The following is a 17,653-nucleotide window of genomic DNA, read 5'->3' on the forward strand; positions in this document are numbered from 1 at the left end:
TACCTTTTTTTAGCATGGGAACGAATCTATGAATTCATCTTTAAGAAGAACGAGGGGAAACGACTGCGGCTTCTGCTGCTTCTGTTTTTTTAAGCTCATTTTGTAAACGCAGCGTTTCTACCCCTGCCAGAAGCACGATTCCAATTCCATGAGTATCATTCAGGTTCCATCCTAAATCATCTTTATAATAAGCCGCTGTAAAAGAATACCCCGAGCCGCGGCAGACACCGTAAATATTGCCTTTTGCGTCAATCGCGATACGAGTCAGTCCTCTCCAGCCTTGGAATACCGCATCAATATATAGAGCAGGAGCGGTTAGCCAGCCGTTTCGAATCCCTTTAGCATAAGCATAGATAAACATAGACGTGCAAGAGCTTTCTTCATAACTGTCAGGACGGTTTAGTACCTGATGCCATAGACCATTTTCTCCTTGCAGACGAAGATAACCTTCGCACAAATCTCTGTAAAATGACATTAGTTCTGTGCGCTTGGCATGATTCTCAGGAAGGATCTCCAGAAGTTCAGTGAGCGAAAAAAGCACCCATCCATTTCCTCTTCCCCATGGGATTCCCGTTGCGCTGCCTCTAACAAAATCATATACATGAGACATGACTTGCAGTTTTGGAATATAGAGATATTTACGGAACAGCAGAAATTGTTGTACCGCATCCTCTAGATAGGAGGTATCCCCGGTCAGCCGCGCGTAACGGGACAGAAATGGTGTGCTCATATACAAATCATCACACCACATGGTCTCCTGGCGCATCTCTCCACTGCCTCTTTGGCGAAAGAAAGCCCCATCTTCCAAACGTTCTTGCTCCTCTGTAATATAAGCAGCAATACGGTCTGCTGTCTCTCTTCCATAAGGAATATCCGCTAGATCCATTGCAGCCATCATCGTTGCACCAAAAGAACCGCAGTCGTCCAAACTATCGATGGCTGACAATTGATTATTAATCCCTGCCGCTCCATACATGGCCCTGTCCCACAACCCATACTGATCAAAGGTGGTGCTGAGGGAAATATGATCTACGCCGTAGCGAATATAATCTTCTCTTCCAAGCTCTGTTCCCGTATGCAGAAGGCCGAGTAAGGTAACCCCTAAAGGATAATTCCATTTGCCATAATGCGTGTTTTCAAGATAAGGCCGGATGGTCGTTCTCGGCTGATCCAGCTCATAGTATACGCCTCGTTTGCCATCATCAAATACACGGTGCACTTCCTGAACCTGAGCCGGGGTCAAGTTTGTTCCCGGCTCAAAAGGTCCTAGGTATAAGTAAGGATCGCGGCTGCCCGCTACTGGATAAGGTGAGATCAGTGCTGCCCCGCTCTCCTGCTCGATCTCCTCCAGATGAAATCCCCACCGGGAAACCGACGAATCAAGACAAGCTCCCTTAATGATTAAATGATGAACACCGAACCTGCGCTGAATTGGCAGTATCAATTCCCCTTCGGCTGCCTTTGATTCATAGATTATCGCTCCATCTAAGTAAACCGTAATCGGTCCGTCGTGTCTGCCCTTCAATAAGAGAGGGGTGCCTCCCCGTTTGTTCACGGCAATTGTTGTCCAGGCATACGCTTCTGCCTGCTCCTCTGTTCCATAGAGCCTTGCGAATACTCCGGAATGGTTCTCTAGATCACTCCAGTGCTGCCGAGGATACCAGGTAAGTCCTGTTTCTTCTTCGGTCATTCCTTGTCGAGGCAGCTCTGCCGGAGGCTCTTCAAATGCTTCCGAATACAGCCACCCTTCCATACCATTCCGATCATGACTTGGAACGATAAAATGAAGTGGAAAGTTCTTGAATGAACCTGTACCAAATGCACCGCCAAACCCGACATCCGTCTTCACAAACTGAAGAATGACATCATTCCAGCCGTACTGTACGGGAATTTGCAGGGCGGTACGCCTTTCAGGAAATAGCTCCTGATGCAGATCCGAAGTAAAAAACAAGGCTCCGTTCACATAAATCTTCACAGGACTATAACAGATTAGACTCATATTCAGTTTTGTTTCCTGCGGTTGCCCGCTCCACAGCTTTCCCCATACATATGCATAACTTCCAGTAGTCGCTTCCGGCAGACGTTCACAGAGGCACATCTCATATCTATAATCCGAAAGTCTCTTAAATCCGTCTCTCTGAAAGGCGCGAAATAAAAACGAATGCTTAGGATTATCCCCGATATATCGCTGTGCAATGGTCTCAAGCACTTCTGGTATGGAATCAGGTACACGGCTCGCTATCGCTTCATTAGCATGAAAATATCGAATGAGGACCAGTCCCTTCTGTTCTTAATTTATAGAGTCCGTCATGACAGCGAATGTTCTAGTAGAACTTCACAAGATCATCAATCTGAACAGGAAGTCCAGTACGAATGGCTTTGTTAGCAGCAATCCCTGTCAAAATAGAACGTGCTCCATCCACATGATTCGCTGCGCGGTCAAATGGATCATGCACCGGTTCACCAAACAGATCATTTAGAAGAACGGGGTCGCCTCCGCCGTGTCCTCCTTCTCCTTCCTCTACATCAACCAGGTAAGGTGCATCAAACATAGGAAATACTTTAATACTATGTCCTTGCAGCGCCCCTTCGTTTGCCCGGTCTCCGCCTGCATTCACATAGGACTGTTCAACAATATTCATTTCAATCCGTCCCTTACTGCCGTTAAAAGCAATACGGTATCCTTCCCAAGGCATATACGCATTCAGTGAATACGTAAGGACTGCACGGTTTTTGTATTTCACAAGGACACCCATCGTATCTTCAATACTAATCCCGTCTCCAAAAACGTTTTGGTCCCGCTGATATCCATCTTCGTGCTCGGCATCAAGATACATGGCTTTGAGTGATTCATTCTCATCTAGATGGAGTGCAAAAGGATCATCTTTCGCATGAACATTTCCGGTTGCCCGCTGATAAGGATGGCTTTCTCCGCGATTCTCTGCATTCTCTTTACCATAGAAGAGTAAGTCCCCAAATGCGAAAACGGTCTCAGGCTGAGAGCCGATCCAGAAATTAACTAAGTCAAAATGATGTGTTGATTTATGTACGAGCAGTCCCCCGCTGTTTCGTTTGTCACGGTGCCATCTGCGGAAATAATCTGCACCATGACGAGTATTTAGCAGCCACTCAAAATGCACGGAATGAACGTCGCCTATCGTTCCGTTCATGATCAGCTCACGAGCTTTCGTATGATGCGGTGCATATCTGTAGTTAAACGTCACCCGAACATTCCGTCCGGTTCTTTCTACCGCATCAAGAATCTCCTGACATTTCTCCTCGTCAACCGTCATCGGCTTTTCTGTAATGACATCACAGCCGAGTTCGAGAGCTCGGATAATATAGCGGTGATGCGTTCGGTCGATACTTGTAACAATAATCGTATCCGGCTTATGTTTTTCAATCATAGTCTCAAATTCAGTGTCTTTATAAGTAGGCACCTCAGGGTAATCACATTTTTCCCTCAGCACTTGATTCGCATAATCCATACGTGTCTGGTTGGTATCACAGAATGCAAGAAGTTCAGACTGATCTCGGTAATCCTCAGCCAGTGCCGTATAGAAAAATCCTGCTCTTCCTCCCGTACCTACAACCGCATAAGTTTTTTTACTCATTTTATGTTACCTCCTAAGGTTCCTATTTTTGTACTTTGGGATGTGACCTGTGCTTCCTTTTGTTTTATTCTCACATCGACTGCAGCATGCTGCTCCTGATCAAAATAAGTACCTTCGAGCAGGCCAATCAGCGTCCCGGTAACTTTGACTTCTAGATCATTGTCTCCTTCACGAAGAAGGGAGGTACTGCCCGCCCAGCAGTAAGGAGACCAAGCGCGAATCCCCAGGGATTGTCCATTCACCAGCACTTCAATAACATCTTGCAAACGAAAATCTGTAAAAGATAGTTCAAACTGGTCGGAGCCCTGCTCTTCTACCTCGCTGCATTCAAATGTCCGTTTAACACTCGTCGTCCCAGCGTAATGCGGGAAGCCTATCATTGGCTCTGGCAGCAGAGCGCAAATAGACTCAGGTAAGGCCGCCAGTACAGGCCTATCGTCCTCGTAGTAAACACCGAATGCACCAGATAACATGAGCGGATCTACGATACCGTCATCGTCTTTGGTCACTTCCACGCGAACACGAATCTCATTTAGTCCTACCTGAAGGTAGGGAGCAATCTCCGTCCCGATATTGGTATAATCCGTAATCCAGACAGGAGTGAAATCAGAAGCACTCAGCCGGTGCTGATTGACTTCAATGACGTAATTCCCCGAGATGGCGCTCCCATCAAAAAATAATAAGCAGTTCTCTTCTTTTCTATGACATATGAACTGAGATTTATAAACAGCATCTAGTGGATAAGCCACTTTGGCTCTCTTTGGTGTACCGAATACTTGATCAAATTGGAGAGGCAGGCCGCTTCCCGCTTCACTCGTAATCTGCTCAATGAATGTTTTCGCCTGTACTTTCAGATCCTGAATATGTACCTGCCCCAGCGAGTCAGTAACCGTTAATGTAAAATCACCGATACGCAGTTTATTATCCTGCTCTGGTGTTACCGTCCACCTCCCTGTTACAGGAAGCTTGATTTGATATGGACTGGGTACTATTTGCGGTTCTCTATCCGTCATCACGTTTACCGGAACAACGTCCAATAAGAAAATGACTGATTCATACGGAGCAAGCGTAACCTCTAGTTCATATTTTTTATTGTTTGAATCCTGCTTGTCCCAATGAGACAAGGTAACAGGCAATTCTTCACTTACTTCTCCTGTACGCAGTGACAAGTATCGTACCGCTACTTCATTCTTGTCATTCTTCGCATTAACACCCAATCTGCTAAGCAGTGCCTTCTTATCAATTTGTAACTTACCTTGCAAGGTTTCTCCTTCCTGATTCGTCAGGAATAAAGCAGCCTCATGCGCTGAGATTATGCGGAACTGCTGAAGGATGTGCAGAGGGTCATTATCTACCTGTAGTACGGCAGCATCATCCAGCCATTCATCGAGCTGTAGCAGAAGATACTCTGAAATTTTCGCCTCCATTGCTCCATCTACAGGAAGAGAGTACACATTCTCCTTTTTGCCAAGTGCTTCCCAGTCCAAGGCATCCGGACATCCCGGTTCGACGGACTCAACTGGAAGGCACCCGGTCGTAATGACTTTTCCACCTGCTCTGACAAAAGCTTGAAGCTGATTCCAGGCAGCAGCCTCTAGATTCAGCATAGGGGGCAGAATCAACACCTCATAGGTTGCTTCACCGATCTCGATGTTTCCCTCTCTAATCTGTGCTTCAGCAAACAGCTCTGGATCCAGATGATCATAGTCACGGCGATATCGAAGCAGTAGATTCGATAGAATCAGCCAGTCTTCCTTGAGCTGATCTAGCTGTGCTTTTTCTTCTTCCTCTTCTCCGCCGTACGCAAAACCATGCAGCGGATTCCCCATTAGCGTCCAAAACGTAGTGGTTGGGTCAAGCAAAGCAATTCGAATATCCGCTTTCCCTTCGCTCATCAGATAACTGATGCGCCCTACATAATCTCCGAGCTCACGGAAATAAGGCCAATAGGGATTTTGTAAAAATTGAGACGGAGGTGCATCATGTTTTGCAAGCCCGCCGATTGTGTAAAAAAAAGCATGAAAATTATAAAAATTCGTGCCCATGGCAGCCATTCGGTCGATCATCCATTTTGCATCCTGTAAGGTCATGGACCAGCCAACGCTGTGAAAGCATTCGATCATATTGCGCGGTCTGCCGAGCTGCCGGGCTAGTGAACTAACCATCTTCGGGTTATCCCGCATATTTAGTCCGTAGCGCTGCAGTATATATTCAAGCGAACGGCCTGTTTTTTCATGTGCAGAGTCACCGCCTGGCAGATGACTGTACAGCTGGGTTGTCATTCGCAGAGATGGAACCTCGGCTGCATATTCAATATGTGCCTGTTCACAGAAATCGTGTGCCTGTTTATGAACCGATTTTCGCAGCAGCAGATGGACGGATTGATAATAGTCATACCGAGTCTGTTTTGCCTTGGGTACATCACTTCGCAGTAAGGCAGGAAGCTGTTCAATGAGATCATAACCTGTTCTTTCTTTGAAAAAAGACGGCAGCTGCGGTGACCACGGGATTCGGCCAAGAGGTGCAATTTCGTCCGTAAACATCCCTTTAATTACGGTTCCGAAATCGTCCCCAAGTTCCTCTTGATACCGCTCATGTGTCAGTTCAATGAATCGTTTCATTGCCTTCTCATTAAGAGGGTCTACAAAATTGCCGTAATATTTAAAATCATCAATCTCCTGCTCCATGAAAATAAAGATTTCATACTCTCCTTCAGGCACATCCCATTCCAAACGAAACGCAGTTTCATAAGTGAAAAATCGCTTGCGATTATATGAAGTAAGTCCCGTTTCCTGATATACCTGCTGAAGCTGAATATTTCCGATCTGTTTTCGAAGTTCTATTGCTTGTTCCCACTGATGTGTCCCGTCAGCATTAACCGGTACAGCTTTTGCATACAAGATTACCGCCCATGGCAAGGTCCATGACACATGATCGCCATGACTCACCCTGCCTGTGTGATGTAGGAGTGCACGCTGTTTTGCTTCCGGCATTTCAAGGGTCACTTCTCCGCCGGCCATACCGCTTGGATACGGATATTCGTCATAAAGCCAAACCTTCATGCCTTTTGACTTCGCTTCCTTTACAGCAAACCGTACCTTATGAAACCAAGCCCGTGAGAGATAAGGGACGGTTAGTCCCTGTCTCGCACAGATAAAAAATCCGCCTACGCCCTGCGCTGCCATCTCCGAAATTTGGTGTCTGATCTGCTCATCATCCATCTCACCATTCCAGAACCAGAAAGGATGAGCACGATATTCATTTCCTGGATTCTGAAATGTCCTACGATTCCACATGCTGATAACCTCCCTGAAGTCTTTTATTTCTGCAGCTCGGTATACAGTTTGTTCATCTCTTCTACGTACTCTTTACCTCCGTTTTTCTCCCACAAGGCAAAAGCGTCCTGCAACCCTTTTTCATCAATCTGACCGACGATAAACTTCGTACGAGCATCATTAATGATATTGTCGAGCTGCGGTCCTTTTTGTGCATAGACATCCGAGATCAGCGGTTCACCTGGGTTAGGAATAACGATGGACTCGTTTGCCTTTTGCACTTCAGCTACCTTTTTCCGTATTTCTGTCTGCTCTACAGTAAGTCCCAGCGTCTCCGGAATAAACATCAAAATCTGATTGGTTCCGTTTAGGTCCCTCATTTTCAATTTATCTGTGGTAGGAACGATATAATCATCCTTTTTCTCATAATGAGTGCCTTCGAGTCCATAAGACATCAGCATTTGCAGCTCCTCATCATTCAAACGGTCAAGGAAAGTAAGCACTTGTTTCAGCTCTTCCTCTGTTTTCACCGCACTTTTAGAAATAGCGATCATGCCGGCATATCCGGAAGTGGGAAGATCACGATGTCCTTCAGGACCTACCATCGCTTGCAGAACATCTACAGCATCTGTATGATTCGGATCCTTCTCCAATATTTTCGATTCAATTCGCTGCGCATTATCTGCTACATCGACCATGACTCCACCGTTGCCGTTGACCATCAAATCGGACATCTTGGTAGGATCCATTACAGCAAAATCTTTATTAATAAGGCCCTCGCTATATAACTTGCGGAAGAATTTCAATGCTTCCAAATATTGAGGTGTCTGATGCGCTGGAATCAACTTTCCGTTCTCTTCTCCCCAGCCATTCGGTGCACCAAACCATACCTGCATGATGTCCCATGGTCCGTTAAACTGACTTGCGATCAGCCCGTACGTATCCTTTTTTCCATTGCCATCTGGATCATCCTCTGTAAACGCCTTCATGACGTTGTAGAACTCCTCAATCGTGGTCGGTGCTTTTAGCTTCAGGTTATCCAGCCAGTCTTTCCGAATCGTAACCCCGTTTCTTCCAAGTGCCCGAGCACGGTATATACCGTAAGTCTTTCCATCAATGGAGGCATTGTTTAGTATGATCTCATTCGCACCGGATAGATTTTTATAATCTTTCAAATAAGGACCGAGCTCCCAGAACGCACCACTGCGGGCCGCATTGATAAAACTTGGCGATTTGCCGAGTACGACCATGAGACTAGGAAGTTTACCTGATGCGAGTGTAATATTGAATTTATCATCATAAGAACTGCTTGGCACCCACTGAAACTCAACATCGGTATCCGTAAGTTCTTCAAGTTTCTGTAGAACTGCGTTGTTATCTGCGGGCGTCTCTGCTGCAAAGTTTGGCACCATAATACTAATCTGTTTTTTCGTTTCTGGACTATTCGGGCTTTCAGATTCAGCCGTGTTCTCTTTCCCCCCAGGTGAACAAGCGGCAAGCAAGGAAGTAATCAAGAACGCAGTGCTTACCATTTTTACAGAATACGCTAACGTACTTTTGGTTTTTTTCATGAACCTATACCCCCATATATGTTTAGTTTCTTGTTACCCCTTAATGGAACCAAGCAGGACCCCTTTTGCAAAATGCTTTTGCAAGAACGGATACACGATTAAAATTGGGATGGTACCAACCACAATTACCGCCATTTTAATGGCCTGTTCAGGCGGCTGAACAAAGTTTTGATCCAGGTTAGCCATGTCTCCCACCGTACCTTGCGATAGAAGTACAATCTGTCTAAGCATGATCTGCAGCGGCCATTTCGCACTGTCTGTTAGATATAAAAGGGCCGAGAAAAAGTTGTTCCAATGACCTACCGCGTAAAATAAAGCGAAGGTAGCAATAACAGGTTTGGATAACGGAAGAACAATTCGCCATAACACGCCAATATCCGTACATCCATCGATTCGAGCCGCCTCTTCTAGTCCTGCAGGAAGTTCTTGAAAAAAGTTTTTGACCACAATCAAGTTAAACGCGCCAATCGCCCCTGGTAGAATCAAAGCCCAGTAGCTGTCGAGCAGACCGAGTCCACGAATGACGAGATAAGTCGGGATCATTCCTCCCCCAAATAACATGGAGAAGATAACTAAGTTCATCACAACATTTCGTCCCCAAAAGTCTTTGCGAGACAGGGGGTACGCCATCGTCAGCGTAAACAACAGATTGACAAAAGTTCCGGCAACCGTAATAAAAATGGAATTCCCAATACTTCTAAAAATGGTGGAGGAAGAGAAAATATACTGATACGCACTCATCGAAAATTCCTTTGGTATTAAAAAGAAACTTCGGGCCGTAATCTCTGCTTCTGTGGCAAATGAATTCCCGATGATGTAGAGAAACGGCAGTACAGTGACAAGTCCAAACAGTCCCAAGAACACGTAGTTGAACGCATCAAACACACGCCCGCCTGGGGTATTAAACCGTTTGTTCATCTTGCGGACCCCCTACAAAAAATTTAGAATCGGTGCAAGCTAACCAGCCTTCAGACTAATAGATCCCGGAGTGCCCAAATTTTTTGGCCAGTTTGTTCGCTCCAAGAATCAGGACAATGCCGATTAGAGATTTAAATAATCCAACCGCAGTACTGTAGCTGAAAGCGCCCTGTGTAATACCGACTTGATACACATAAGTATCAAATACATCCGCTACCTCACGGTTCAAGGAATTGGTCATCAGGTAAATTTGCTCAAAACCGGTGTCCATAAAGTTACCGAGACGAAGAATGAGCAAAATAATAATCGTATTCCGTATCGCAGGAAGGGTAATATGCCATATTCTTCGCATCCGTCCTGCCCCGTCTACAATAGCAGCTTCATATTGTTCCATATCTACCCCGGCAAGTGCGGCCAGGAATATGATGGTCCCCCATCCCACCTCTTTCCACAGCATTTGGATAATGATCAAAGGCCGAAAAGAATCTGGATTTGACAGCACATCAACCGGCCTTCCCGTGACTTGAGCGATCAGTTCGTACAGAACACCGCCATTTGGTGTCAGAAACACATACGTAATACTTGCGATAATAACCATGGATACAAAGTGAGGTACGTAAACCAGCGTCTGAATGGTTCTTTTAAACCACGATTTTGTAACTTCATTAAGAAGTAAAGCGACTAGAATCGGTGCGGGAAAGAAGAAGATCAAATCATATACAGCAAGAATCAAAGTATTTCGGAGCAGCCTAAAGAAGTCCGGATTCTGAAAGAAGGTGGTGAAATTATCAAACCCTACCCACTGACTGTCACGAATTCCAAGAAAGGGTTGATAGTCTTGAAATGCAATGATAACCCCCCACATCGGTGCGTATTTAAAGATAAGAAAATAAAGCAGTCCAGGAGCTAAGAGAACATAAAGCCACTTGTTTCGTTTTAATTGAGCCAGCCATCTTTTTCTAGCTTTTTGTTTCGCTTCAGCCTTGGTCATTCTATTTGGTGTATACGGCTGTAATGCGGTAGAATCCGGTGAACCACCAGGCAAATGTTGATTCATGAGCGATCTCCTTTCTTTGGCGAAAGAAACCAGAATATTATGTAAGCGTTAACATTGGAATGACTTTACTTTACATACCGCTGTTCATTTCCGGCAACTGACCATTTTTGTATATAGATGAAATCGCTCAAAAAGCCTGGTGGAACAAGAGATTTCTGTATCCTTTTCCGTTTGCATTTTGTCTTGTATATCACTTTTTTGCACTCATTTCTTTTTTTGTGCTGCTTATAAAAAATGAATTAACGGTTCCACTGTTCACGGTACTGCCCTGGGGTCAACCCTTCTTGTTTCTTGAAAATCCGATTAAAGTAGCTGTGCTGATAACCTACCTGATCTGCGATTTCGTTAATCTTCAAATCGGTTTCTCGCAGTAAACGTTTTGCCATGTCCATACGCCGAAAGGTGACATAATCAATAAAATTGATTCCTGCAACTTGTTTAAAAGCTTTACTAAGTGCATAAGGAGTCATATCTTCCAGATCGGCACAAGCTTCTAGCGATATATCCGTCATATACTGCTGATCGATGCGTTCCATGGTGCGTTCAACTGCGGGTTTCAGCCCTGAATGTGATCTTTGTTCCATAAAGGTAATAAAAGGAGTCATCACTTCCGATTTCAGCCAAGCCTCTATTTGCACGGGTTCCCTCAGCTGGGCAAGCTCATCATACAAATTACGGCCGCTAAATAGTTCATAGGGAGGAATTCCGGACTGCAGCATCAGGTGCAGCATGCTTGCCAGCAGTTGAAGCATCATCTGCTGCAGCTGATAAATCGTACATTGACGCTGTGTGACTTGTTTTAGAAACTCACGGAGCAGATCTGTTGCCTCTTCTTCTTTTCCCGTTCGAATGGCATGAATCAGGTCCCGTTCAATAAGAAACGGATAACTCGAATGTTCTATATCGTGTGTGAATGTCAAATGATCTAAATCCAGAAGCTGGTTAAGTTCTTCAATGCTATGGAATGCTTCTGCTTGCTCAAGTTCCATAAATAGGGAGGGTATATCACGAACTGAACTCGTAGGTCTACCCACCATAATGGTCACATTCATTTTCATAATTTGGTTAATGACCACCATGAGTTCTTCGGACCACTCAAGTACAGATGCTTTTAGTTTCTCTTCCTCACCGGTTAAAAGGATTGCAGCAGACAGATCGTGGAAATTCAGCACACAAGCTTGCTCAAAACGCTGCTCTGCGAATTCCTCAATAATATTCACTACTGTCAAAGTAACAAGGCCTTTATCCTGTTCTAGAAAACGTCCGCTCAGCTTGGAGTATCCTGTAAGTTGCAATCTTACGAGTAAAAAATGCTGATCCCGCACCCGAAATCCAAGATCCTCTAGTCTCTGCCGTAGATCCTCTTCAGAATGGGCAGACAGATGTCCTTGAATGAGCTGCATGATATATCCATTCCGCAATTGCGGCATCTGAAGTTCAAGCCTTTTTCGAACGGTACTTCGCTCCATGACAAGTTCATTCCACTGTGCTTCAAGCAGTTCGAATTCATCCACGTTAACCGCAGGCAAAACTGGGCTGTTACCCGTGTTACCGGCAGATTCAGCAGAAAGCAATCCCAATAATCGTTCAATTGGTGTATAGATGCGGCGAGATACCAGCCAGGATAATAGAATCGCAAGCAGGAGTCCGGCCGTACTCATCAGTACAATACCTTTGGACACCGATAACAAAGGGGCAGTTATGTCGGTAATCGGCGCTGCTGAAACATAGAACCAGTTCGAATCAATCCGATTCATTTTTCCATAGGACACAGAGTAGGTGATCCCTTCAAACGTATATAGTAATGAACCCTTGTCTCGGGACAGGTCCACCTTTTGTCTAATTTCTTCATTTAATTGTTTAGAGGAGCTGCCTTCATGGTCTCCGCCGGACAGGAGTATATTTCCTTTTTGGTCCATTAAAAAAGTGGAACCTTGATCATAAGGGGTAAGCGTTTTCAGCAGGTTTGTCACTTTTTTGTTATCCAGCTTAACGATGAGGGCTCCGAAAGGGCTGAGACTCCCCCCTGGTATTTTATGTACCAAGACTAAGGCTTCTCCTGGATCTGTATGAAGCAAATGGGCTGAGTTGTCTCCAGCATTTTTTGTTCCCCGCTCCGCCAGCGGCTGTCCTGGAATTCGATCTGTCCAGTAAATATGGCTCCCATCTCTAAGATACTCATTATAGGAATCAATCAGCGATAGATCGGTCAGCTCGCTATAAGAACGATTGAACAAGATCGGCTGAGGTTCATTTAAATACAGCTCTACTTTTTGAATAAGTGGATTAGAACCTTGCAGTACGTATAGTGTTTTCATGATATCTACTGTCTCTGTAAACTGATAGACATAATCCATTTCTTTCAGCTCTTCCCCAAACCGGGGTTCAAACGCCCAATGAGATAAGCTGAGTTCCATATAACTGAACTGGTCGGCGAGATTCTCAGCTCGGTTCGTAATCTGATTCTGATGGAGCCTGTTAAATTCTTTTTCCATCTGCCCGATAACAAGCCAGTACATCGTCATTCCTGTAATGAGCCCTGGAATACTTGCAATCAGCAGAATCGTAATTAAACTTTTACGATAAAAACGTCCCTTGCGTGGACTTCCTTTTATAAAACCAAACGGTTTTAACTTCTTCTTACGAGCTGGATGAAGAGGAATCATCGCTCAGTTCACCTGCCTATTTTCTCGAAGTCGCATTCATCATTATATTTTAAAAAAACACGTATTTTTGTTCTAGACGAGCATGTAAGTTCGATAAGGTTTAACATGACAATGAAATGGTTAATATATTTGTTTCGCCCCGTTTTATCCTTAATCCTGCAAAAATGGATTATTCTGTCGTTTAATCGCTTCATATTTCGTATTCCTCGAAAAAGAGTGTAAAATAATAAGGAATCGTTGAAGACGTTATTTGAGGAGGATCTTTACACTATGAGTATTGATTACAAGGCTTATTTTGAAGACAATCGTGAACAACATCTGAATGAGTTACAAGAATGGTTATCCATTCCAAGTATCTCTGCCTTATCTGAACATAAAGGTGATGTCCATAAAGCAGCGGAATGGCTTGCAGCAAAACTGACAGAAGCGGGTCTTGAGCATGTAGAAATCCATGAAACCAAAGGTCATCCTTTGATTACCGCAGATTATCTGCATGCAGAAGGAAAACCTACCGTTCTGGTCTACGGTCACTACGACGTGCAGCCGGTTGATCCGCTGCATTTATGGGAGACACCTCCTTTTGAGCCTTCCATTCGTGACGGGAAATTGTATGCCCGCGGTGCAACCGACGATAAAGGACAACTGTTCTTGCATGTTAAGGCTGTTGAAGCGATTTTGAAACAAGAGAAGGAACTACCTGTTAACATCAAATTCTGTATTGAAGGTGAAGAAGAAGTATCGAGTCCTAACCTCCCTCTCTTCCTCGAAGAAAACAAGGAAAAGCTGGCAGCTGATGTCGTGCTCGTCTCAGACACATCCTTGCTTGCTCCCGGAAAACCAGCCATCTCTACAGGACTGCGTGGACTTTGTTCCCTTGAGCTTTCTTTGAATACAGCGAATACAGACCTGCATTCCGGTTCTTACGGAGGCGGCGTACCTAATGCACTTCATGCGATGGTTGAATTACTGTCTACCTTACATGATAAACAAGGACGAGTAAGTGTAGAAGGTTTCTATAATGGAGTACAAGAATTGTCTCCGGAAATGCGTGAAGAATTTGCTAAACAGCAATTTGACGAAGAGAAACTGAAACAAGATCTCGGTCTTGATGCGCTTTATGGCGAAGAAGGTTACTCTTTCGTAGAACGAATCGGTGCTCGTCCAACGCTTGAACTTAACGGTGTATACGGCGGATTCCAAGGAGAAGGCACGAAGACGGTTATCCCTAAAGAAGCACACGCCAAGATTACTTGCCGGCTTGTTGCGAATCAGGATCCGCAAGCTTGCCTCGATGCAATCGAAGCACATCTAAATGCTCACACTCCGGTAGGTGCAAAATTAACTATTTCACCAAAAGAGAAAGCATATGCTTTTAATATTGATCCGTCCCATCCGATGCTGCAAAAAGCAGCAGATGCGTACGAAACCGTATATGGTACACGTGCACTGTTTACTAAAGATGGCGGCTCAATCCCTATTGTTGAAAAACTGTCCAGCACACTGAATGCACCTACCGTAATGATGGGCTTCGGCTTGCCAGATGAAAATCTGCACGCACCAAATGAGCATTTCAACTTGGAGAATTTTGATAAAGGTCTGCTGACCATTGTTGAATATCTAAAGCGTGTTTAAAAGTAAATAAAAAAACTCAATTCGAGTGAAATCGAATTGAGTTCTTAGGAAGCAGGTTGGATCGAATCCAGCCTGCTTTTTATTTTAATTTCGAACCTTTAATCCATACGTCTGTTAGCTCTAGGGAAGAATCCAGCAGCAGAATATCGGCTTGTTTCCCCTGTTCAATGGTACCTGTTACATCAAGAAGTCCAAGCAGGCTTGCCGGATTGTGACTTGCTGCCTGAGAAACTTCTACTATACTCAGCCCCGCTTCCTTAACTAGGAACTGGAATCCTCGAATCATAGTAAGTGTACTTCCTGCAAGTGTGATTCCATCTTCCAGCCGGGCTACCCCCTCTTTTACTACAACAGGCAGATCTCCTAATGTATAATTTCCATCGGGAAGACCCGTAGCTGACATGGCATCTGTGATGAGCACCAGCTTGTGAATACTGCTTTTGAGCTGAGCAATGAGAGATACTGCAGCAGGGTGCACATGAATCCCATCTGCAATCACTTCTGCACTGATTCGCGGGTCACTTAACACTGCCCCTGCCGTTCCAGGCTTACGATGATGAAGCGGGGTCATCGCATTAAATGTATGAACTGCATGATGAAGTCCAACTTCCACGGCAGCTTCCACCTCTTCATACGTAGCATCCGTATGCCCTACAGCAGCAGTAATATGCTGTTCTCGCAGCCATGTAATCACTTCGTGCGCCCCTTCTCGCTCAGGAGCAAGGGTAACTTGGCGAATAAGTCCTGGGTACAGCTTTTCCCAGGAAATAAGCCAGTTCACATCAGGCAGAGAAATATGTTCTGGATTTTGTGCACCGGGCCATTTTGGACTAATAAATGGACCTTCTAGATGAACTCCTGCCAGCTGTGCATAAGGCATCGGCTGCGCGCGATATTCATTCACTTCATGGAGAACTTTATCAATCCATTCTTTGGGAGCTGTCATCGTTGTTGCCAGCATGGTTGTCGTTCCTTGTGAAGCATGATATGAAGTAATCGTGTCTAAGACCTCTTTTGAGGAATCCATAAAATCTTGGCCGCCGCCCCCATGAACATGAATATCTATAAAGCCAGGAACAATGTATCCGTCATGCCCCTGGATCACTTCTCCTTGTTCATCCGTCCATCGATCGGGAATATCAGAGGCAGGTCCTGCGTAAACGATGGTATCATTTTGTATAATTACAGCGCCTTGTTCTAGAACCTCATCTTTCATTACTACATTTCCATAAATAGTGGTCAGGCTGTTATTATGATTTATCATCTTACATGAACCTCCCAGCTCCGCGATCCAGCAGAACAGTCACATTGGGATGGCATTGCAAAAGAGATGCTGGACATTCGGTCGTAATTGGACCCGTCAGTGCCGTACGAATAATCTCAGCCTTATCCTCACCACGGGCTATAAGCACTATATGCTTCGCCTTGAGAATAGAGGCAACCCCCATCGTCATCGCTTGTTTTGGCACATCCTCAATGGATGGGAAGAAACGTGCATTCGCCTTCAGGGTCTCCTCTTTCAAGTTCACCACGTGAGTACTTCCCGTAAGACTTGCTCCTGGTTCATTAAACCCAATATGTCCGTTATGTCCAATCCCGAGGAGCTGAAGATCCACCGGTCCCTGATTAACGAGCAGTTCCTCATAACGTGTACATTCTGCGTCCAAATCTGCTGCATTTCCATCAGGTATGTGTGTATTCTCCATCTTGATATCTATATGATGAAACAACTTGTTATTCATGAAGCTGCGATAGCTTTCCGAGTGACTTACAGGCAATCCAACATACTCATCCAAATTAAAAGAAGAAGCACTCACAAAACTTACAAGTCCGCGGTTATACATATCGATTAGTTCATTATAAATTCCAACAGGAGAACTCCCTGTGGCAAGACCGAGCACTGCTTTTGGTTTATTCTGTACAAGTGATGCGATAAGTTCTGCTCCGGTTGTGTTAAGCTCTTTTTCTTGATCAAAAATTCTAATATTCATCTTATTCATCCTCCATTCCGTAATTTCACACGTTGTACTTGCTCATAAGAGCCATCCAGTCTTGGAACAAATCGTTCAAAATCCTGACTGACCATGCCTGTAAATAAAATATCAATCACATGTAGCAAGGCGATACGCGAAGCCATATCTCCTCGGCGCATCCCCTGTTCGAGTGAGGAAGTAAACAAGGGAATATCAGTGACAGATGCTAGGGTGTTGTGTCCATACGAAGTAAGAGAAATCGTGCTTGCTCCGTGTTCTTTCGCACATACGAGCGCGTCGATCGTGTCCTGGGTCTCACCTGAATACGAAACCGCAAAAGCAACATCCTCAGCACCCAGGGACGAGGCAGATGTAATCTGCATATGTCCATCGGAAAATGCGGTACAGGAAATCCCAATTCGAATTAACTTCTGATAGAAGTCCTGCGTCACGATCGATGAAGTAGCCACTCCGTACAGATCTACTCGTCTTGCTCGGCAAAGCAGATGGATTGATTTCTCAAGACGTTCCATATCCAGCAGTCTTGTGGTGTCTGTAATCGATGCTAAGTGATTCGCTTCGATGGCTTCTACAATCGTAGTAAGCGAATTTCCTGCAACGATATCTTGATACACCTCATTACCCGAATGTTGAAAAGTTTCTGCTGCTAGCTTCATTTTGAAATCTGGAAATCCTCGAAAATGCCTGGATTTACAGAACCGAGTCACCGTTGCAGGGCTGGTTCCACTTCTTTCGGCTAGTTCCTTAATAGATAACCGCGTGATCACAGAAGGGGATTCTAAAATGACCTCGGCAATTCTTCTCTCTTGAGGAGGAAGTTGCTCCATTTCTTGGAGTAACGCATGTAAGATTGCTGCCATAGGGTGAATCCACCTCGATATGAATATTATTATAAATGAAAATTATTTTAATAAATTTTATATTTA

At 44.7% G+C, this 17,653-nt stretch carries 11 protein-coding genes; 1 reads left to right on the plus strand and 10 read right to left on the minus strand.

The features are described 5' to 3' along the window. Positions 1-40 precede the first annotated feature (40 nt). The 7 genes from QPK24_RS19385 to QPK24_RS19415 form a co-directional block, all read right to left on the minus strand. Positions 41-2,098 carry a glycoside hydrolase family 88/105 protein gene (locus QPK24_RS19385; protein WP_285743937.1) on the minus strand — a complete coding sequence of 686 codons (2,058 nt, stop codon included), beginning with the start codon at positions 2,096-2,098 and terminating at the stop codon, positions 41-43. Positions 2,099-2,324: 226 nt separating this feature from the next. Continuing rightward, positions 2,325-3,614 (minus strand): Gfo/Idh/MocA family oxidoreductase, encoded by a 1,290-nt coding sequence (locus tag QPK24_RS19390; RefSeq protein WP_285743939.1) that lies wholly within the window; start codon positions 3,612-3,614, stop codon positions 2,325-2,327. Beyond that, entirely contained in the window at positions 3,611-6,910 is a 3,300-nt protein-coding gene (locus QPK24_RS19395) for a glycosyl hydrolase (protein ID WP_285743941.1), read from the minus strand. Before QPK24_RS19395 ends, QPK24_RS19390 begins: the two co-directional genes overlap by 4 nt. A 23-nt stretch (positions 6,911-6,933) precedes the next feature. After that, positions 6,934-8,460, minus strand: coding sequence for an extracellular solute-binding protein (locus tag QPK24_RS19400; RefSeq protein ID WP_285743943.1), 1,527 nt, complete (start codon positions 8,458-8,460; stop codon positions 6,934-6,936). A 33-nt stretch (positions 8,461-8,493) separates the two neighbouring features. Continuing rightward, positions 8,494-9,378: a carbohydrate ABC transporter permease gene (locus QPK24_RS19405; RefSeq protein WP_285743945.1), complete on the minus strand. Its 885-nt coding sequence runs from the start codon at positions 9,376-9,378 to the stop codon at positions 8,494-8,496. 55 nt (positions 9,379-9,433) lie between these two features. Beyond that, a complete protein-coding gene (locus QPK24_RS19410; protein ID WP_285749452.1) occupies positions 9,434-10,369 on the minus strand; it encodes an ABC transporter permease in 936 nt (311 codons plus the stop codon). 305 nt (positions 10,370-10,674) lie between these two features. Beyond that, positions 10,675-13,101: a helix-turn-helix domain-containing protein gene (locus tag QPK24_RS19415; protein ID WP_285743947.1), complete on the minus strand. Its 2,427-nt coding sequence runs from the start codon at positions 13,099-13,101 to the stop codon at positions 10,675-10,677. 276 nt (positions 13,102-13,377) lie between these two features. Between QPK24_RS19415 and QPK24_RS19420 the strand changes: the two genes are divergently transcribed. After that, entirely contained in the window at positions 13,378-14,733 is a 1,356-nt protein-coding gene (locus QPK24_RS19420; RefSeq protein WP_285749454.1) for a dipeptidase, read from the plus strand. A 79-nt stretch (positions 14,734-14,812) separates the two neighbouring features. Here QPK24_RS19420 and nagA read toward each other — a convergent pair whose 3' ends face one another. Genes nagA through QPK24_RS19435 form a run of 3 tightly spaced genes read right to left on the minus strand, consistent with a single transcriptional unit; the run spans position 14,813 to position 17,587 of the window. Next, complete coding sequence (gene nagA / locus QPK24_RS19425; RefSeq protein WP_285743949.1) at positions 14,813-15,997, minus strand: N-acetylglucosamine-6-phosphate deacetylase; 1,185 nt, start codon at positions 15,995-15,997, stop codon at positions 14,813-14,815. Position 15,998: 1 nt separating this feature from the next. Beyond that, positions 15,999-16,724, minus strand: coding sequence for a glucosamine-6-phosphate deaminase (gene nagB / locus QPK24_RS19430; protein ID WP_285743950.1), 726 nt, complete (start codon positions 16,722-16,724; stop codon positions 15,999-16,001). Positions 16,725-16,729: 5 nt separating this feature from the next. Then, positions 16,730-17,587: a MurR/RpiR family transcriptional regulator gene (locus QPK24_RS19435; RefSeq protein WP_285743951.1), complete on the minus strand. Its 858-nt coding sequence runs from the start codon at positions 17,585-17,587 to the stop codon at positions 16,730-16,732. Between the last annotated feature and the right edge of the window lie 66 nt (positions 17,588-17,653).

This window comes from Paenibacillus polygoni, from assembly GCF_030263935.1.
Lineage (GTDB): Bacteria > Bacillota > Bacilli > Paenibacillales > Paenibacillaceae > Paenibacillus > Paenibacillus polygoni.